The following is a 19,418-nucleotide window of genomic DNA, read 5'->3' as shown; positions in this document are numbered from 1 at the left end:
TAACGGATGAGTATTTGAGTAGCTCCTCATCAACGTTTTAGCGAGGACAAGTTGCTAATTGACCCCCTCCCTTCGGCGGGCAATGGCTGCGACCCGATGTCGAGCCGCTTGATCTTTCGAAAAAAGTCCGTCGCGCTGACGTGGAGCGGGATGGCCTGGCTGATATTGCTGGCGGGTTGTGGGCGCGAACCGCCGACGGTGCGGCGCACGGCTGAGGTGCCGCCGACGGATACGGTGGGTTTAACCGCGACCAGGACGCCGTTGGGGGCAGCGCTCGAGGGCAAACCGTGGATCGCCCACGTGTTGACCAGCGATCTCGATCAAGATGGCCGAGATGACTTGTTGGTATGCGAATCGCGGGAGAATCGCATCAGCTGGATTCGCCCGACCGCCACCGGCGGTTTTGAGGAAATCACGCTCGCGGAATCTGTTCCGGCGCCGGTGCACACCACGGTGGTTGACCTCGATGGCGATGGCGACCTCGACATCGTGGTGGCGTGCATGGGCGAGGTGTTTCCCAACAACGACCGCATCGGCTCGGTCGTGGTGCTGGAGAATGACGGGACGCAAACCTTTACTCCCCGCGTCATCGCCGATCACATCGCCCGCGTTACCGATGTGCGGGCGGCGGACCTCAACGGTGATGGTCGCATGGACCTGGCGGTGGCCCAGTTTGGCTACGATCAGGGCGAAGTGACCTGGATGGAGAACCGGGGCGATGGACGGTTCGATCGCCATCTTTTGTTGAGTTTGTCCGGCGCGATCAATGTCGAGATCGCCGACATGGATGGTGATCGCACCCCGGATATTGTCGCGGTGGTCGCCCAGCAATGGGAGGAGGTTTACCTGTTCAGCAACCGCGGCCACGGCGATTTTTCCCGCAAGGTGATCTTCGCCTCCACCAACGAGGACTTCGGCAGCAGTGGTATCCGCCTGGTGGATATGAACCGTGACGGCCGGCCCGATGTGCTTTACAGCAACGGCGATGGTTTCGACTACGCCGAACCGGGATCGCGCGCCTGGCACGGCGTGCAGTGGTTGGAAAACCGGGGCGATGGTTTCTTCCGGTTTCATCGCATCGGCGATTTGCCCGGAGCCTACAGTCCGGTCGCGATTGATCTGAATGGCGACGGCGCGCTCGATGTCGTTGCCTGCAGTGGGTTCAACGAATGGAGCCGTCCCGAGGCCGTGGCATTGATGGCGTTCATCAACGATGGTGCGTTCAATTTTACCCCGCAGGTGTTGGCGCGCGAGCCCACCCATTTGATGACGCTCACGACGGCGCACCTGGATGGTGCGGACGCGCCTCCGGTGATCATCAGTGGGGGCTTCCATGCCTATCCACCGTGGGACCGCATGAGTCGGGTGATGGCTTGGCGGACCACGGTCGCGCCCGAGCACAGCGAGGGATCATCGCCGGGCCGGTAGCGCGGGGGAGCCCGGACGGGGCCGGTGACCCTGCACGTGGAGCGCGCGCGCTCCCGCGTAGTCCCGGGCGACATCCTCCAAGCGCGCCAGAATGAAGGGGCTCATGTGGCCGGCACCGTTTTTGGTGAGAACGATGTCGTCGGCGAGATACACCACCATGTGGGCCAGCTCCGTCGTCGCGTTCGTCGTCACCGTGAAACTCAGGACATCACCGAATCGATACGGCGCCTCGACTTGATCATAGTAGCGGGTGAGCTCGGCCGCCGCTTCCTCGGCACTTTGGTCGTTGTCATGCGCGTAGGGCAGGAGGAGGTCGTTGGTTTCCCGTCGGAAAAAATTCAATGAGATCCAAAAACAATTGGCGTCGATGGGGCAGTGTTTGCCGTCGGGAAAGGTGTTGAGCAGCGACTGCGGGAGGGTCGGCAGAAAATGAGCAATGTCGATCGACTCCAACTCGGGCGAGCGTTCCAGCGCATGCCACCATGTCGGGGTAGAATCGGCCGGGGCCTGCGACCAGTAGTCGATCACGTCAGGTCGGCCCACGGCGCTGTCGCGCAGGAGCTCGACGGTCAAGGTGTAGGCGTAGCACAACAGGCGCTTGAGGCTTTGGAGCTCTTCCGCCGACCACGCCAAACTCACCAGCAAATCGGGATCGGCCAGGCATCGGCGGTTGGCGCGTTCGTAGGCCAAACGATCGATTCCGTCCCGCAGTCGGGGAGACAGTTGCGCCCGTTCGATGACGTCGGTCGCCGGGAGCACGAATGGCCAGACGTGGACTTGATTGATGTCAAATGTCGCCAGCCAGTCGTAGATAAAGGTGCGTGCGGTCGGGCTGAGTGACCAACGCAGGTCGGGAGGGACATCGAGCAGCAGAATTCCGGAGGGATCATCGTCGCGGCGGATCGCAGGATCGGTCAGGATTTTTCGTTCGGCGGTGGTCAGCGGGGCGCGTTGCCATTGTGCATCGATCTCCGCCCAAGTGACGCCCGAGAATCCCCACACTCCGGTCTCAGGTAGTTTGATGGTCGCGAGGGTGGCGGCGGGAACGACGAGGCGACGGCGGGTGGTGCGCAGTGTGCCCCAGGGACCGGGTGCCCCGGTATGCTCCAGGGCGGCGTTGACGATGCGGTCCTCGATGTCGGGGTGGGGAATCAACTCGGAGGGTTGGGCGAACGCTGGGCCCGTCACCCCACTTCCGATGATGATCGCCGCCGCGAGCGCCCGGCGAAACCTATGCATGTGAAGTTCGAGAGGCATGGCTCCAAGATCAGGGGAGGGACTCTCCTGTGCGCCGATGCGTGACAATGGTCCGTCCGGCAAAGTGGGGGTTGCGGCCGACGAGTTCGGCGATGCGCATGAATCGCCACACGCCGAGCCCCACCGGATCGCGCGTGAAAACGAGATCGTCGGCCACGAACGCGCAGGCGAAGGGCAGTGGGTATTCCGTGTCGTCGCTCATCACGAGGACGTCGCCAAACTTCGGAGGTCCGGCCACGGGTGGGAAGTTTTGCTGAAACCACGGCAGGAACTGCTCGGATCGACTGAACCGGTATCCGGGCGCGGCGACGCTGGCTGCCATGACGTAACTCGTCGTCGAGATGTCGCGGTGGATTTCGAGGGGCGAAAGATTGAAGAGCAGCACCCGCACCGTGCCCGGCAGGATGGCACTCAACTCGATGCCCCGGCCGGTGTCTGCCTCGATCAAGGCTTCGAGCAAAGGCAGCGCGGCGGTGTTGCGATGATCGACCGTCCAATAGGCCAGCGTATCGGAGAGGGAACGGACGTGTTGAAGATTCAGTCGCGGCAGGACCGTCGTCACTTTCGAAACCTCCTCGAGGAAGTGCGCCAGTATCGTGCGATCCGGAAATTCCGTCGCCAGCACGGAGAAATCGCTGAGGGCGAACCCACCGGCAAACGCGAAGCTCAATTCCCGGGCGCGACGCACGAGATCGCGGGGAACGCCCGCCTGCTCCAGCCGATTGAATCCGGCCTCGTCGGGCACAACCAACGGCCACCGTTCGGGTTTGTTGGCCGGCCACTGCGCCAGCAGTTGATAGCATTCGGCGCGTTCCGCCGCCGTCATGTGCGTGAGCAGTCGGGGGCTGGGAGTGACGATGAAACCACCCCGGATTTCGTCCGGTCGCCAGCTCGATGGATCGAACAGTTCCTGTTGGAGGTCCGGGCGCAATTCGATTCCCAGGAACATGCCCATGGCGGCTCCGCGGGTGGCGATCCCGATGTGCCAGGTTCGGGTCGAAAACGCATCCACGTAGGCTTCCACAGTGGCCCGCGGCGGCATCAGCTCGATCCGACGAAGCTCCAACGCCCCTTGCGCCCGGGGGGCGTCGGCGGACAGGGCGGGCAGGGCGGCGTTGACCATCAACGTGGTCGGGCTGCCGAGGCTCAGACCCAACGCGATGAGCAGCGATCCGCGCCGGGACTTCACGGCTCCGCCTTCCCGGGAGGGCGCAGGAAACGAGCGGCAGGGGGATGCACCGCCCCGGATCGGCAATGAGGTGGTCATCGACGGGAAGTTGCAGGCATAGACGGATCGTTGCGGGCGGATGTTTCATCCGTCCCGCTGATACCCGTAATTTCTTCGTGCGGCTTGCGCTCGGATTATCCCGCGTCCGCTGGACGGGAACTAAACCACCAGCGCCGCGCGAAACCCCCGCCCACTGTAGTAGGATTGAGCGCCGTTGTGATACACGAAGACATGGCCGAAGCGGCGATCGCCGAACAGCGCACCGCCGAGTTTTCGAATGTCGGCCGGAGTCTCGATCCAACTCGACGACTTCGTATCGAATTCCCCGAGTCGTTGCAGCGCCCGGTATTGCGTCTCCGAAAGCAAGTTTACGCCCATGGCGGTCGCCACCTCCATGACGGAGTTTTTCGGTTTGTGCGCTTTGCGGGAATCGAGTGCTTCGCGGTCGTAGCAGTAGCCGACGCGCCCGGCGGGGCTTTGCGGCGAACAGTCCACAAATCGGTATTCGCCTGCGGTATCGGCCGCGCTGATCACGTCGGGTTCGCCGCCGGTGGTTTCCATCTGATGGATTGACCACAGTTTGTCCGGCTGCGCCTCCAGTCGCGCGGCGACATCGGCCCAGACGATGCCTTCATGGCGCGACATGTGCCGATGAAAACGATCCTTCAGCGCGGCGAGCAGCGTCGCACGGTGAGCGGAGGAGAGCGGTTTCATGCTGGAGGAGGCACCGACCCGGGCGGGACGCTTACTCGGTGAGTGTGTGTTGCAACGCGAGGAGCACTGCCCCCGGCGGCGGGACATCGGGATTGTCGAACGGGGCGGCCACCTCGGCGGCGAGACCCGCGGGGGCGTGGTCGAGCAGGAGCCGCCAGACCGACGGGGCGGGCAAATCACCGCTGGTTGGTTGCCACCAAACCGGTCGCGTGCCCAGCACTTCGTCGGCGGTCGCGTAGTAGAGGGCAAATTCGTCGTCGAAGAAAAGTTGGTCGGCGCGGGCAGCGAGGGCGGCGTCGTTCATGCCCAGCGCCACGAGCACATAATCTTCGGGGGTGGGCGCGATCTCGGTCCGCGCGATGCGGGAGAAGAATTCCGTGCCGACGCCGAAGTCGCGTTTGAGGGTGGCTTGGATGGCAATCGCGTAGGCGCCGAAATCGAGATCTTGCAGCTCATCGCCCGCTCGTTGCATGGCGTGCAACATGAGGCCGTGCGCACCGGCGGTGGCGATCGTTTTGACCACAGTCTGGGCGCGGGCGGCTCGAGCGCTGATGAGTTTCGAGCGGGACTCGAAGGTGGCTCGGGCGGGCAGAGCGAGTGGGGAGGCGCGCAGGATGTTGCGTCCGGCGTGCAGCCCTTCGAGGTCTTCGTCGGCATTGACATTGCCGTCCGGTTTGGCCCCGAGTTGCGCGGCAAAATCCTCGCCCACCAAGTCGACGAGTTCGGTCCAGCTCCACGTCTGCCCGGCGGTCGCGCTCGACTCGGTGGCATCGTCGCCGATGTAGAAGGTGCCGTCGCTCGGACTGAGGCGGTTGATCACATATTGCAGCGCGCTGCGCGCACCGGCGGCGAAGAGGGGGTCGTCATCGACGGCCGCTGCGTCGAGGCACGCCAAAGCGATGCGGGCTTGATCGGTGAGGCGTTTTTGGAAAACGGGAATGCCGCCGGCACCGTCGGCGGTGGCGCGGTAGAATCCGCCGTCGAGTGGGTCGCGCAGTGCGCTGGTGAGACGGGTGCGCAACGCCGCGAGGGCGACCGCGCGGGTTTCGCCGCCGCGGGCGATCAGGAAACGGATCAACTCTGGTTCCAGGCGATGGGGCGCGTCTCCAAATGTGCCGGTCTCGGGTTGCGCGATGGCGATCCAGTCTTCGGCGGCGAGCCGGAGGGCGTCCGCCAAGTCGTCCACCGGTTCAGCGGCAAAGGGCAGGTAGTCGGCGATGAGGCGCTGGGTATTTTCCGCGCCTCGACGGACGGCTCCCGCGTCCGCGGTCCAGCGTTCGGCCACCCGGCCGGCGACGACCATGAAGCCTTCGCGACCCCACTCTTCGGTGGGTGGCAGGTAGCTCGCGCCCTCGATGGGTTGGAGCTCGGGAGTAAACCAAAGATTGAGTGGCCAGCCCGCGATTTTTTGATCCGCCGCGAGCCATTGTTGACCGTAGGCAGCGAGACCCGGAGCGGCGTCGCGATTGACGAGCACGCAGACAAAATTGGCCTGCAGAAACGCCGCGACTTCGGCGTTGGCAAACGTCTGGCGATGCATCGCGCCATCGAGTTCGTTGAGCGGGTCGCTGACGGCGATGTAAAGCGGCAGGTCCCGTTTCGCGGCGGCGGCTTGGCCGGCGTCGACGGAATCAAGCCAGGGGATCTCCGCCGTGCACGTGAGGGCGAAGCAGAGGAGGAGTAAAGGGGCGAACAACGAACGGGCTTTGGGCATGCGAAGGGGGGGGATGCGGCAAGGGGAACTAACGAAATCGGAGAACATGGGGCCTGACTCCCGGTCTCGGTTCAAGCCAACAACCCACGGCAGAGGTGCCGGTTAATCGGCTCCAAGGGAAGTTTACAGGGGCGAAACGCTCCCGCTCCGCCGCCAGTTGCCGGGGTTCAGGAATCGGAGGGCGGGGCGGGCGGATGGTGCCACTCGATCCGGCCGGTTTGGATCCGATGCTCGATTTCTTCAAACCAGGTGGCGAAGACCTCGTCGGTCGGATCGATCTGCAACCACTGCAAAGCCGCGGGGACGTTTCGAAAGGCGTAGAATTCAATGCCGTCATTGTCCTTGTAGCCCTCGTGCGATCGCGCGATGCCAAAGTCCAAATCGCTCAGTGCCACCACGGCGCACCGCTCCCCCGCAAATTTTTCCTGGAAGTTACTTTTTCGCCGGGCGAGCGTGCGCGTTTCGGTGGCGTTGAGATTGACGACGTTGGGGCTTAGATAGCGCACGAGTTTGACCATGGGGGCCTGATAGCGCGAATCACCGGCCAGGGCTTCGAAATGTGCCATCAGGTCCTCGAAGTTTACACTGCCATCGCCAATCGCGTAAACGAAACGATGCGATGGGAGTATTTCGCAAAACAATGCCATGGTCGTGGTTGGAAGATAATGTGAGCGGGAGGTCCTTTGCTGAGGCGTTGGTTTTGTTGAAACTACGAGAGGAAGGAGCCGGATCAAGAAAAGCTGAACGCCCCCGACAATTGTCCCGGCCGTATCGGGCAATCTCGCTTCCTCCCGGCAGGCAAGCCGGTGTCCGGTCGACCGGCCTTGTCCCTCGACCCGGGGGCGAAGTAGCGTGGTTCGGCCAATTACTCCGCACGCAGCGCCACGATGGGCTCGATGCGAGTGGCGCGTCGCGCAGGTTGAAACACGGCCAGCAAAGCGGTGATCAACAGGGTCGCGGCCGCGGCCCCCAAGACCGGGATCTCAAAGGCGGTGGTGTTGAACAGCACCGATTCGAGCACCTTGCCCGCCGCTGCCGACAGGACGATGCCGATCAGCACGCCCGAACCCACGAGCTGGATGCCATGACGCAGGATCATGCGATGCACCGTCATGGGGGCGGCGCCCAACGCCATGCGCACCCCGATTTCCCGGGTGCGTTGCGCGACCGAAGTGCTCATGACCGCGTAGATGCCCACGGTCGCTAACAGCAGCGCGACGCCGGCAAAGATACTCAGCAACCAAGCGCTCAAATTCGGCAGACGCAGGTCGCGGCGGGCCATGGCGGCCAACGTGTCGAGGGCGTAAATTGGCTGGGCCGGGTCGATGCGTCGCATGGTTTCGCGGACGGAGGACGCCAACGATTCCGGCGGGAGCGAGGTGCGCACGGCAAAGGACTGGTAGCGCCATCCCGCCCACAGGGTGAGCGGGAAATACATCTGCGGTCGCTCGGTCACACCGGATAAATCATAGAGGCGGATATCTTCCACGACACCGATCACGGTGTAGAGGTTGTCGCCGCCCCCGGGGTTTACCCGCTTACCCAACGCGCTTTCACCGGGCCAAAACTGTTCCGCCAGTCGGCGGCTGAGCATGATGACGGGGGTATCCCAATTGGTGTCGCGGTCATCAAACGCGCGGCCTTCGACCAGCGGAATCCGCAACACCGCAAAGTAGTTGGCATCGACGATGCGCCAGGACGATTGCACGGACTCCTCCAGTGACAAGGCGGCCGCCTCGGCCGGGAAAAGATTTAAACTCGTCCCGCCGTCGCCAAAAGGCAGGCCGCTGGTCTGGGCGACTGCCTCCACGCCGGGCAAGGCGCGCAGCTCCTCGCCGACCCGACGATAGAACGCCTGCTTGGCGGAAGGATCACCATACGTCGCCTCGTCGAGACCGATGGAAAACGTCAGCACGTTGTCCGCATCGAAACCGGGACTCTCCTGGCTCAGTTGACCGAAGCTGCGAATGAGCAGCCCCGCGCCGACCAGCAACGCCAAGGAAAGGGCCACCTGGATCATCACGAGGAGGTCGCGCAGACGATTGCGGTGCTTCGAGCCGCCAATGGTTTTAACCGCCATGCCTTGGCCGGGGGGACGCTTGCCGCCGGTTCCTTTCAAAGCAGGCAGCAAACCCGCGACCAATGTCGTGCCCAGGCAGGTGAGGGCGGCAAAAACGAAGGACGGCGTGCTCAGTGCGATGGTGTCGATGCGTGGTAAATCGGTCGGCGCGAAGGTGCGCAGCGCGTCGAGGCCCCAATAGGTCAACAACAGTCCCACCGCGGTGCCTGCGGCGGCGAGCACGAGCGTTTCGCACAGCAATTGGCGGACGATCTGGCCCCGCGTCGCACCGAGGGAAATGCGAATTGCGATCTCGTTCTCGCGGATCAACGCCCGCGACAGCAGCAAGTTGGCGACATTGGCGCAGGCGATCAGCAACAGCAGCCCTACGGCGGCGAAAAGCAGATTCAGGCTGTCTCGCCACGCTGGCGGAATGATCTGGTCGGTCAGAGTTTCGAGGTGGGCGCCCCAGCCCTTCATCGTATCCGGATACTCAGCACGCAGCGTCGCTGCGACCGCATCGATTTCGGCTTCGGCCTGGTCGATTGCGACCCCGGTCTTCAGTTTTCCGATCACGGTCACCCAGTGATCGTCCCGCGACACCCGGGTGGGATCGGGGCGCAGCGGTCGCCAGACATCCGTGTCACCCAACAGGTCGGCTTGGCGGCCGACCACGCCGACGACTTGATGCGGCTCGCGGTCGATCAGCACGGTGGCACCGATCACGTTTTCACGTCCGTTGAATTGTTCCCGCCAGACGCGCTCGCTGATGATTGCCACCGCCGGACCGCCCGGCGCGTCCTCGGCCGACAGAAAATCCCGCCCGCGGAGCAGAGGCCAGCCGAACGCCCGGCTGAAACCAGCGCTGATGGCGACAGCGCGAGCATGCATGGCCGCCCCGGTTTCGAGAGCCAAGCTGACGTTTCCGCCATTCGTGCCGATCAATGATTCAAACGACGTCAAACGATCGCGATAGTCGACGAAGTTGGGGATCGACTGGGAGAATTGATCAATCCCGAGCTCGAGATTGTCCTCCCAAAAGAAGACCAATCGATCCTGATCCTCGACCGGCAACGCCGAACGCACCGTCGACTGGATCACGCTGAACATCGTGGTGCAGGCTCCGATGCCCAGCGCAAGCGTGACGACGGCCAACAACGAAAAACTGGGCGACCGCATCATGGACCGCGTCGCGAACCGTAAATCATGGCCAACGGCGCGAATCCACGAAGGCCGCCACGTGTCGCGACTTTCCTCCACGTAGGCATCGGCGAACGCGCCGAATTCTTTGGCGGCGGCGTGTTCGGCCTCCGCCGGTGTCATGCCCTCCTCGCGGTATTGCGAGACGAGTTGTTCGCGATGAAACGCCAGCTCGTCCCGCAACGCGGTCTCCTGTCGGTCGCGCAGAAACCACCGCCGCAAGGTGGTGCGCAGAAAGGCAAAGAGTTCGGCCAGCATTAGGCGTCTTTCTCCGCTTTGAGCACGCTGGCCATGGCGACGACGAATGCATCCCAATTAGCGCGCTCGGCTTCCAACTGACGGCGACCGGTGCGCGTGAGTTTGTAGAATTTGGCACTGCGGCCAGCCTCCGAGACGCCCCATTCCGGCGCGATCCATCCCTTGGCTTCGAGGCGATGCAGCGCCGGGTAGAGTGAACCTTGTTTTAAAGTGAGGCGGTCCTGCGAGAGCACGGCCATGCGTTTGGCGATGTCCCAGCCATGCAGCGTCGCATGGGAGAGGATCTGCAAAATCAAGAGGTCGAGGGTGCCTTGCAGCAGGTCATTCCGAAGATTTGCCATGGTGCTTCCGTCATAGTGTCGGCATTCGACAACAAGCAAGTCCATTATTGTCGGATGTCGACATCAAGCCATCAAGGGAAGTCCGGTGAGCATGTAAGTTTACGGCCGTCCGACTCCTGGGAACGCCGAGCTCTCGCGCGGCCTCCGCCACCATGCCTCCCGGTGTAGGCCGCCTGCTCGCAGGCGCTTTCGTCATGGGAAACCATTCGCAGGTTTCGCCGATGAACGCGAATTTTCCGGTATAAACTGAAAAGAGGCGAAGACGGGTGGCTATTGAGTCAGGCCGCGTGAAGGAGTTGAATTGGCACGGGATGACTTTTCAATTCGTGACCACTCACTGCGGGTATCGCGCGCGAGCGTGGCTCCTGCTTGTGGTGATTTCTTGGACCCTGCTGACCTCTGGTTCAGTGGGTCAGCTCGTAGAGGGCGTAGCCGGCGCAGAGGTTGGGGAAGAGGCGGTTGGGGGTTTTCCAATCGCCCCGCAAGTGCACCCGCTTGGTGATGCGGTAGCCGTGGTTGCGGCAAAAATCCTCGAAGTCCGCGATCGTGAGCGGGTTGGCCGGGCGGCTTTCGCCCCAGCTCGTTTGATAAACGTCGTTGCGCGGTTTGCGGCCGAGGAAGAGTGCGTCGAGGCGGTTCTTCCAAAAACCGTGGTTGGCAAAGCCGATCGTGAAGCTGCGGCCGACGCGCAGCGCTTCGGCGATGACCCGGGCGGGTTCGTCGACTTCTTCCAAGGTTCGCGAACAGATGACGTGATCGAAGTGACCGTCGTCGAACGATTCCATGAAGGCCATCATGTCGCCTTGGTAGGCGGAGAGTCCGCGCTTCACGCAGGCGGAGATTTTATCGACTTCGAGATCCACGCCGATGCCACGCGTGCGCTTTTGTTGGGCGAGCTCCTGCAGCAATACGCCGCGGCCGCAGCCGAGATCGAGCACGCGCGAGGAGGTCGTCACCCAGTCGGTGATGACTTGCAGATCAACGGTGCGTTTGTGAGAGCGAAGGGACACGGTTTAACTCAGATGGAGTGGGTCAGTAATCAGCGGTTCAACTGGTGAGAAAGTCGCGGACGAGGTCGTAGAGTTGGGGGGATTCGAGCAGGAACGAGTCGTGGCCGAGGTCCGTGGTGAGTTCAGCGTAGCTGGCGTTTTTGCCGGCGCGCAGCAGAGCCATGGCGATGGCGCGATTTTGTTCGGGCGTGAACAACCAGTCGCTGGTGAATCCGACTACGAGGCTGCGGGCTTCCAGAGGGGCGAAGGCGGCTTCGAGCGAATCCGATCCTGCGGCGAGGTCGAATTGGTCGAGGGCGCGCGTAATGTAGAGATAGGAGTTGGCGTCGAAGCGGTTGATGAAGCTTTTCCCCTGATATCGCAGGTAGCTCTCGACTTCGAATTGGGCGTCAAAGGCGTGGCTTTCGGTGTCGGTTGCTCCGGCGGTGGGCACGGTGGCGGCGGCTGCGCCCGAGCGGGGGCGTTCGGCGACGGTGCGGCGGCCGAACTTGCGCGCCATGGAGGCGTCGCTGAGATAGGTGATGTGCGCCATCATGCGGGCGATCGCGAGGCCGACTTTGGGGCCGCCGCCGGTGGCGTAGTTGCCGTCGGCCCAGTCGGGGTCCTGGAGGATGGCTTGGCGGCCGACTTCGTTGAAAGCGATGGCTTGCGCGCTTTCGCGGGCGGTGGTGGCCATCGCGATCATGCGTTTGACGAAACCGGGGAAGGTGATGCCAAATTGCAGCACTTGCATACCGCCCATGGAGCCGCCCATGGCGGCGTGGAGCTGGGTCACGCCAAGCGCGCGCAACCAGCGTTCCTGGGCGCGCACCATGTCGTTGATGGTGACAATGGGGAAATTGATGCCGTAGGGCCGTCCTGTCTCGGGGTCGGTGGAGAGCGGTCCGGTCGAGCCCTGGCAGCCGCCAATGACGTTGGCGCAGGCGACGAAATAATGGTTGGTGTCGAGGGCCTTGCCGGGACCGATGATGTTGTTCCACCAGCCGACTTTGCGATCGGTGAGGTGGTGAATGCCGGCGCAGTGGTGATCACCGGACAGTGCGTGGCACACCAGAATCGCGTTGGTGCCGGTGGCGTTGAGGCGGCCATAGGTTTCGTAGCGGATGGTGAAACCCGGGATCGTGCGCCCGCAGTCGAAGGTGAATGGCTCGTCGGAGACGTAGTCCTGCGGCACGACGACCCCGACCTCGCCGGGTTCGGCGTGGGCGGCTTCAAATTCGTCGAGCGCGGCGTCGTTCATTTAAGAGGGGAGGCGGAGTAAGAAGGAGGATGTTCGAAGTAAGAAGTCTGAAGTGGTTCGCAAGCGTTCACCGCCCGCGCCATGGTGTCGGGTAAACGGCCGGGCTGGCGTGGCCGTCAACATCGACGGCTTGCACACCGAAGATGACATTGTCCTTGGAAACATCCGCTATCGTGAAGCGCGTCACATCGCCGGCCCAAGCGTGATGCTCCCAGAACGCGGACGTCGTTTCGCGCCAAACGATGCGGTAGCCGGCGAGATCGGGCTCGGGTCCACGGTCCCAGCGCAGGGTGGAATCGTTGGTCAGGGCGACCGCTTCTATTTGCACGCCGGTGGGCGCGGCGGGGGCGCGGGCGAGGGTGGCGAGGGCGGCGGCGTTGACGCGGGCGACTTGGGCGACGTAGTCGGCATCGACGAATTCGGGCAGGTCGCCGAATTGGATGCCGTCCTCGACGCGCACGTCCTGATGTTGATGGGCAAAGTATTCCTTGGGCTCGGTGAAGCGCACGGCCGGGTAACCTGCGGCGACGAACGGCGCGTGGTCGCCCCCGCGGAGATAGCGGTCAAGACGGTAGACAATGCGGACCTCGAAGTCATCGACGTAGCGCTCGCCGACTTCCTTGATGTGGCGGGCGAGCTGGCGGGTGGGGAAGTCGTTTTCGCCGCCGGTGCGGATCTGCGCGAGCACCTCGGCGGACATGGGATTGTCGGTGGGCACGCCGCTGGCGAAGAGGCGGACGTGGGAAGCATCGCGTTTGCCGTCTTCGTCGAGCGTGTTGCCGATGATGTCGTTGGTGAACATGCCGGCGATGTGGCGGTCGGCGGCTTTGGCGGTATCGGCCCAGTGGCGGGCGCCATTGAGACCCTGTTCCTCGGAGGCGACGGCCATGAAGACGATGGTGGCGTCGAAGGTGTGTCCAGCCATGGCGCGGGCGAGTTCAAGCACGGCGACGGTGCCGGAGCCGTCATCGTTCGCCCCGGGGGCGTAGGTGGCGGTGTCCATGATGCCCAGCGAACGCGAGTCGTAGTGGCCGCTGACCACGTAGATACGGTTGACGGATTCCGGCTGTGAGCCGGGCAGGGTGGCCACGACGTTGACGATCTCGGCTCCGGCCGGGAGGCGTGGCGGAGTCGGTGGTTGTTGGAAACGATCAAAAGCGACCTGCAGGCGGCCTCCGGTGTCGGCGGAAATTTTCTTGAATTCCGCCTTTATCCACCGTCGGGCCGCGCCGATGCCGCGCGTATCGCTCTCCGTTTCACTCAAAGTGTGGCGGGTGTGGAACCCGGCGAGGGTGTAGACGTCGGTTTTCAAGCGGGCGGGTGAAATATGTCGCACCATGAACTCGATGTCCGGATCAAGACGGGAATCCGGTTCGGTCGCCGGGCACGACGTGACCAAAAGTCCACCGAGCAGAGCTGAAAACGGGGTGATTCGCATGCCGCCAGCACACGCGTTGAAACTTTGGAGTCAAACGCGCCTTGACAGTGGCGGAGTGGTCCGGCACTTCAGTCGACCCTTTTAACGATTCACAACGATGCAACCGACCTTCCGCCCACACCGCAAAAAGCGCTTTCGCAAGATTGGCTTCCGCGCCCGCATGGCCACCCGCGGTGGCCGCGCCGTCATTAACGCCCGCCGCCGCAAAGGCCGCAAGCGTCTGACCGTGGCTGCTTGCTAATTTTTCGGCCAGCCGATTTAACTAACGAAGCACCATGCGCTTCCGAGCCGAATCGCACCTGCGACGGCCCGCGGAATTCGCCAAGGTGCGCGCCTCAGGCCGCCGCTATCATTGCGGCGGTTTTGTTTTGTGGGCGGCCCACCGCCCTGCGCCGAGCGAAGGCACGCCCCCCGCGCCGACGGGTCCCCGCGCGGGATTTGTTGCTTCCAAAGCCGCTGTGGGCAACGCGGTGGCTCGCAATCGCGCTAAACGACGGCTGCGAGAGGTGTTTCGTCACCACCAGTCCCTCGTGCCGATGGACATGGATTTGATTCTGCAAGCCCGGCGTTCGCTCAATCGGCTTGAGTATGCCGAGATCGAACGGAAGTTTCTGAAGGCTTGCGCGGATTTGTTTCCCGCTCGTTCCATCTGATGTCCGCTGTAATTGAGTCCAAAATCGTCCAGACCGTCGTCGCGCTGCCCGCGCGCGGGCTGCTGGGACTCATCCGTCTGTATCAGCTGACCCTCTCACCGGTGTTGCCGATCGTGTTTGGACCCAACTGCGGTTGCCGCTTTCACCCGACCTGTTCGCATTACGCGGCCGGCGCGGTGCGCACGCATGGCGCGGTGCGCGGCACGGCCTTGGCGATTTGGCGTTTACTCAAATGCACCCCGCTGCACCCGGGCGGATTCGATCCGGTGCCGCCCGTCCGTTCGACGCGCCCGGTGTGCGAACGCGTGGGCCCCCCACTTTCGGCCCGCTGAACCGGCGGCCACTCCTCGTTTTGTTGATCCCTTTTCTGCATGGATAAAAAGAATACTGTCATCGGCATCCTGCTGCTCGTCGCGGCGTTTGGCGTCTTTTTCTATGGCCAGCGCTTCGCCCCGCCGGCCCCGCCCGCGCCCGAAGTCGTCCCGGTCCAGGCCCCGTTGCCGACGGCGACGAATCAAGCGGCCCCGACGGAGTCCTCCATGACGTCCTCGCCGGCCGATGCGGAGTTCGCCGCGTTGGCGGGTGAAAATGCCAACGAAGTCCTCACGATCTTGGAAAACGATTTCGTGCGCGTGAGTTTCACCAACTTTGGCGGCGCCATTGGTGACGTTGCCTTCAAGCATTACACCGACGCCGTCGATTCCAGTCTGCCGTTTGTTTTCAATCACCCGCGTGTCGAGCCGATCCTCGCCATCACCAACGTGCCGGGCATCGGTCCCAAGACGGCATTCAAGCTCGTTAGTGCCACCAACTCGGAGGTGGTCTACCGGGCGGTTCTCGAAGGGCGCCTTGAGGTCACTCGTCGCTACTCCCTCGGCACCGGTGCGGAGGGTTCCGATCCGTATTTGATCCGCCATGATACGGCGATGCGCGATTTGTCCGGCAAAGGCTCTCCGTCGATGAACGCGGGCTTGAGCCTGGGCACCTCGTCCCTCGTATCGCCCAATGATTACGGCCAGTTCCTCAACGTCATGTCGTGGGACGGCGAAGACGAAACGCTGACCAAACCCGGCGAATTGAAAGGCGGCGGTTTTCTGGCCGCCATCGGGTTGAAGGACGGTGCCTCCAAGTCCTCGCTCACCAAGGGGGGCGAAGCGGTGTGGGCGGCCGTGAAGAACCAGTTTTTCGTGAGCGTCTACACCGGCGACACGCCCGGATTCAGCACGACGACGCGCCGCGTGGAGTTGCCACCGTTCCCGGGCAGCACCCGCGCCAACGAGGGCATCACCGGTGTGCTCAACTACACGGTTCCCGCCGTGGCCGGCGACCAAGTCGCGGCGTTGGGCGGCGATCTCTACGTGGGTCCGAAGGAATACGACCGTCTGCGCGATTTCGAGAACAAGCAGTCGGAGGTCATGCAGTTTGCCCCTTACTTTTTCTCGAAGATCTTCCTCTCCGGCGTGGTCGGCCCGATCCTCAACCTTACGATGGTTACGATCGAGCGTTGGATCGGCAACTGGGGCGTGGCGATCATCCTCATGACGCTGCTCCTCAAGCTCGTCACCTTGCCCTTCACCCTGGCGGCTTCTCGCTCGGCCAAGAAGATGGCCAAGCTCCAGCCGCTGATGAAAGAGGTGCGCGAAAAGTTCAAGGACCAGCCGCAGAAGCTCAATGAAGCGACGCTCAAGATTTTCAAAGAGAACAAGGTCAACCCCATGGGCGGTTGTATCCCGATTCTCATTACGATGCCGTTGTTCGTGGCGTTCTTCGCCATGTTGCAGGGCACGGCCGAGCTGCGTTTCCAGGGCTTCCTCTGGGTGACCGATCTTTCGGCTCCCGATACGGTGGCGCGCATCTTTGGCCTTCCGATCAACATCATGCCGCTACTCATGGGCGCGACCATGATCTACCAGATGAAACTCACGCCGACGCCGACAACCGACAATGCGCAGGCGCAGATGATGAAGTTCATGCCGATCGTCTTCACGTTGATCTGTTACAACTTCGCCGCGGCCCTCGCGCTTTACTCCACGGTCAACGGGCTCTTCACGATCGCCCAGCAGATCATCGTCAACAAGACGACCAAGGATGACGGTGCGGTGGTGAACCCGACCGAGCCCGTGAAATCCTCGGCGTGGAATCCCAAGAAGAAAATCGCCCGTAAGAAGAAATAACGCGCGACCCGCGCGTCCTCCTCCCCGGTATCCCCGTCCCCAGCCACCTCGAAAGGAACAATCCCCATGTCAGGTCATAGCAAGTGGTCCACCATCAAGCGCGCCAAGGGCGCCAACGACGCCAAGCGCGGCAAGATTTTCAGCCGCATTTCCCGCGACCTCACTCTCGCCGCCAAAGCCGGCGGCGGTGACCCGGCGGCGAACACCCGCCTGCGCACGATCGTGCTCAAGGCCAAGGCGGAGAACATGCCGTCCGACAACGTCGAGCGCGCCATCAAAAAGGGCACCGGCGAACTGCCGGGCGTTTCTTACGAGGACAACATGTATGAGGGCTACGGGCCGGGCGGCGTGGCGTTCGTGATCAAATGCACGACCGACAACAAGACCCGCACTTCCCAGGACGTGCGGTCCATTCTCTCCAAACACGGTGGCAACCTCGCGCAATCCGGGGCGGTCGCGTTTCAATTCATCCACGTGGGCCAGTTCCTCATTGCCAAGGACGCCATCGATGAGGACGGACTCATGGAAATCGCTCTCGAAGCCGGCGCCGACGACGTGATCACCAGTGACGACGGCTACGAAGTCCGCTGCGAAATCGCCGAATTCGATCACCTGTCCCACGCTCTCGACGAAGCGGGCATCACCCCGGCCAGCGCCGAACTCGCCTACATCGCGACCACGCCGGCCCCGATCGATGACATCTCCACCGCCCGTTCCGTGCGCAAGCTCCACGACGCGCTGGATAACAACGACGACGTGCAGCAAATCTTCTCCAACGAAGAGTATTCCGCCGAGATCGCTGCCGAACTCGACGCGGAAGAGTAAACCGACGCGGCTGCCGCAACGCTGTTGCCACTCGTCGAAGGGAGCGCAACGGCACGCGGCCTGCACTTAGTGAGCCATGCGCATCGCGGTTATATCCGATACCCACGACCATATGCCGCCGATGCTGCCCGGACGGCTCGCTGACGCCGACGAAATCTGGCATCTTGGCGACGTGTGCGATCCTGACACGCTGGTGGAACTCGAACTCCTGGACATACCGCTGTGGACCGTCGCGGGTAATTGTGACAGCTGGCCCACGTGGCCGCTCCACCGTCGCATGGAGCGCGCCGGCCACACGTTTCACCTCGAACACATTCCGCTCGACCGCGCGCCGCGAGGCGTGACGGCGGTCCTCCACGGTCACACCCACGTCCCGCGTGACGAGACCGACATGTTGGGCGTGCGATGGCTCAACCCCGGCTCCGCCAGTTCTCCGCGCTACGACGGACCGCCCAGCTTTGCGTGGCTCACACTCGACGAGAGCACGGACCGCGGCCCCTACAGCTGGTCCGTCGAGTCGCTCGAAAAATAGTCGGCAAAATATCCAGCAGGAGATCAGCTCCCGCAAGTTTGTCACCTAATAGTTGACAAATGGCTTGCGGAGGCTCGGGGCGGATGGAGTCGGACTGGGCTGGCTCGGCGGACTCTCAAGAAAAGCACGGACCGTGGTCCCTACAGCTGGTCCGCCGAATCGCTCGAAGGATAGTCGGCAAAATCCAACAGGAGATCAGCTTCAGCTAGTTTGTCACCTAATAGGTGACAAACGGGTTGCGGGAGGCTCGGGGCCGATGGTGGCGGACTGGGCTGGCTCGGCGCACTCTCGTGGAAAGCGCGGACCGTGGCCCCTACAGCTGGTCCGTCGAGTCGCTCGAAGAATAGTCGGCAAAATCCAGCAGGAGATCAGCTCCCGCAAGTTTGTCACCTATTGGGTGACAAATGGGTTGCGGGAGGCTCGGGAGTGGGGCGGTTGCGGGGAAACCTGGTTCCGCCGGCACTCGGCGCTGGCATTGCGTTATCCGCGGCATTTACTCACGGGACATCGAACGCGCCATTTTCCAGCCCGATTTATTTGACCTCACCGAGGTAGCGGAACCGTCGTTGGCCGAAGCACCGGCGCGCGAGGTGGAGCCGTCCCGGGAGGTTCCGGAGCCCGCGATCCCGGTCACCACCGCCGGACCGAAATGGGAGCTGGATCAGGAACCCGCCCCGGCGGAAGCGGAAGTGATTTTCGAGCGCAACCTGCGGGCCAAACACTACCGCCTGACCTTGCGGCGCGACGGTGTGCCCGTGGCGACGATTCCGGCGCGTGGCACGGAGCGGGCGGCCCGGGCGTTTGTCGCAGAGCATGCGGATTGGCTGGCGCGAGCGCGGGAACGCCATCGGACCAAGCCGCGTCAGGCGACCCACTGGCGGATCGGCACGCCGGTATTGTGGCGCGGGAAGTGGACCGAGATTCGGCAGGCGGCGACGTCACCGCATTTGAAAGTCAGCGTGGGCGCGGACGTTTTTAGGGTGCCGCGGTTCGACGGCGACCTGCGGCCGACCATCGAGGCGGCGTTTCAACGCCGGGCGAAAATCGAGTTGCCCGCCCGCACGTGGGAGTTGGGGGCGGTCACGCAGATGGCCGTGAAACGGGTGTCCGTGCGCAACCAGCGATCGCGCTGGGGCTCATGCACGGAGGCGGGAGTGATCTCCCTCAACTGGCGGCTGATTTTGTCACCGCCGTGGGTCAGCGATTACGTGATTTATCACGAGTTGATGCATCTTAAGGAGATGAATCATTCCAAGCGATTCTGGGCGGCGGTCGCCCAGGTCTGTCCGCGGTGGCAGGAAGCCGAAGCGTGGTTGGACCAACACGGTTCGTATCTCGGTCTCTGAG

18 protein-coding genes are annotated in these 19,418 nt (G+C 63.0%); 8 read left to right on the top strand and 10 right to left on the bottom strand.

The genetic code is table 11. The features are described from left to right. Positions 1-108: 108 nt before the first annotated feature. Positions 109-1,428, top strand: coding sequence for an FG-GAP repeat domain-containing protein (locus tag PXH66_RS15925; protein ID WP_330930532.1), 1,320 nt, complete (start codon positions 109-111; stop codon positions 1,426-1,428). On the opposite strand, the gene PXH66_RS15920 is transcribed toward PXH66_RS15925, so the two are convergent. The 10 genes from PXH66_RS15920 to PXH66_RS15875 form a co-directional block, all read right to left on the bottom strand. After that, complete coding sequence (locus PXH66_RS15920; protein WP_330930531.1) at positions 1,411-2,685, bottom strand: hypothetical protein; 1,275 nt, start codon at positions 2,683-2,685, stop codon at positions 1,411-1,413. The two genes, PXH66_RS15925 and PXH66_RS15920, sit on opposite strands and share 18 nt — an antisense overlap. A gap of 10 nt (positions 2,686-2,695) precedes the next feature. Beyond that, positions 2,696-3,952: a hypothetical protein gene (locus PXH66_RS15915; protein ID WP_330930530.1), complete on the bottom strand. Its 1,257-nt coding sequence runs from the start codon at positions 3,950-3,952 to the stop codon at positions 2,696-2,698. A 120-nt stretch (positions 3,953-4,072) separates the two neighbouring features. Next, a complete protein-coding gene (locus PXH66_RS15910; RefSeq protein ID WP_330930529.1) occupies positions 4,073-4,627 on the bottom strand; it encodes a DUF4256 domain-containing protein in 555 nt (184 codons plus the stop codon). Between the two features lie 31 nt (positions 4,628-4,658). Beyond that, positions 4,659-6,341: a DUF255 domain-containing protein gene (locus tag PXH66_RS15905; RefSeq protein ID WP_330930528.1), complete on the bottom strand. Its 1,683-nt coding sequence runs from the start codon at positions 6,339-6,341 to the stop codon at positions 4,659-4,661. A gap of 167 nt (positions 6,342-6,508) precedes the next feature. Beyond that, on the bottom strand, positions 6,509-6,988 hold the full coding sequence (locus PXH66_RS15900; protein WP_330930527.1) for a hypothetical protein: 480 nt from the start codon (positions 6,986-6,988) through the stop codon (positions 6,509-6,511). A gap of 218 nt (positions 6,989-7,206) precedes the next feature. Next, positions 7,207-9,858 (bottom strand): ABC transporter permease, encoded by a 2,652-nt coding sequence (locus PXH66_RS15895; protein ID WP_330930526.1) that lies wholly within the window; start codon positions 9,856-9,858, stop codon positions 7,207-7,209. Beyond that, entirely contained in the window at positions 9,858-10,199 is a 342-nt protein-coding gene (locus PXH66_RS15890; RefSeq protein ID WP_330930525.1) for a PadR family transcriptional regulator, read from the bottom strand. The genes PXH66_RS15895 and PXH66_RS15890 overlap by 1 nt, the downstream gene beginning before the upstream one ends. Positions 10,200-10,603: 404 nt before the next feature. Continuing rightward, positions 10,604-11,209: a methionine biosynthesis protein MetW gene (locus PXH66_RS15885; RefSeq protein ID WP_330930524.1), complete on the bottom strand. Its 606-nt coding sequence runs from the start codon at positions 11,207-11,209 to the stop codon at positions 10,604-10,606. A 37-nt stretch (positions 11,210-11,246) separates the two neighbouring features. Continuing rightward, positions 11,247-12,449 carry a homoserine O-acetyltransferase MetX gene (gene metX / locus PXH66_RS15880; protein ID WP_330930523.1) on the bottom strand — a complete coding sequence of 401 codons (1,203 nt, stop codon included), beginning with the start codon at positions 12,447-12,449 and terminating at the stop codon, positions 11,247-11,249. Positions 12,450-12,516: 67 nt separating this feature from the next. Then, a complete protein-coding gene (locus PXH66_RS15875; RefSeq protein ID WP_330930522.1) occupies positions 12,517-13,887 on the bottom strand; it encodes a M20/M25/M40 family metallo-hydrolase in 1,371 nt (456 codons plus the stop codon). A 97-nt stretch (positions 13,888-13,984) separates the two neighbouring features. On the opposite strand from PXH66_RS15875, the gene rpmH reads away from it, so the two are divergent. The 7 genes from rpmH to PXH66_RS15840 all read left to right on the top strand — a co-directional run bounded on the left by rpmH (position 13,985) and on the right by PXH66_RS15840 (position 19,417). After that, the gene (gene rpmH, locus PXH66_RS15870; RefSeq protein WP_330930521.1) at positions 13,985-14,128 is read left to right on the top strand and encodes a 50S ribosomal protein L34; all 144 of its coding nucleotides are present in this window, start codon (positions 13,985-13,987) and stop codon (positions 14,126-14,128) included. Positions 14,129-14,162: 34 nt separating this feature from the next. After that, positions 14,163-14,540, top strand: a complete 378-nt coding sequence (gene rnpA / locus PXH66_RS15865) for a ribonuclease P protein component (protein WP_330930520.1) — start codon at positions 14,163-14,165, stop codon at positions 14,538-14,540. Continuing rightward, the gene (gene yidD, locus PXH66_RS15860) at positions 14,540-14,872 is read left to right on the top strand and encodes a membrane protein insertion efficiency factor YidD (protein ID WP_330930519.1); all 333 of its coding nucleotides are present in this window, start codon (positions 14,540-14,542) and stop codon (positions 14,870-14,872) included. The genes rnpA and yidD overlap by 1 nt, the downstream gene beginning before the upstream one ends. A gap of 39 nt (positions 14,873-14,911) precedes the next feature. Further along, positions 14,912-16,714: a membrane protein insertase YidC gene (gene yidC, locus PXH66_RS15855; protein ID WP_330930518.1), complete on the top strand. Its 1,803-nt coding sequence runs from the start codon at positions 14,912-14,914 to the stop codon at positions 16,712-16,714. 66 nt (positions 16,715-16,780) lie between these two features. Then, entirely contained in the window at positions 16,781-17,539 is a 759-nt protein-coding gene (locus PXH66_RS15850; protein WP_330930517.1) for a YebC/PmpR family DNA-binding transcriptional regulator, read from the top strand. A 76-nt stretch (positions 17,540-17,615) separates the two neighbouring features. Beyond that, positions 17,616-18,071 (top strand): metallophosphoesterase family protein, encoded by a 456-nt coding sequence (locus PXH66_RS15845; protein WP_330930516.1) that lies wholly within the window; start codon positions 17,616-17,618, stop codon positions 18,069-18,071. Positions 18,072-18,637: 566 nt separating this feature from the next. Continuing rightward, positions 18,638-19,417 carry a M48 family metallopeptidase gene (locus PXH66_RS15840; protein WP_330930515.1) on the top strand — a complete coding sequence of 260 codons (780 nt, stop codon included), beginning with the start codon at positions 18,638-18,640 and terminating at the stop codon, positions 19,415-19,417. The last annotated feature ends 1 nt before the right edge of the window (position 19,418 follow it).

This window comes from Synoicihabitans lomoniglobus, assembly GCF_029023725.1.
In the GTDB taxonomy this organism is placed as follows: Bacteria; Verrucomicrobiota; Verrucomicrobiia; order Opitutales; family Opitutaceae; genus Actomonas; species Actomonas lomonigloba.
The sequence above is the reverse complement of the archived record's forward strand: the minus strand, read 5'-3'. Positions and strand labels throughout refer to the sequence as shown.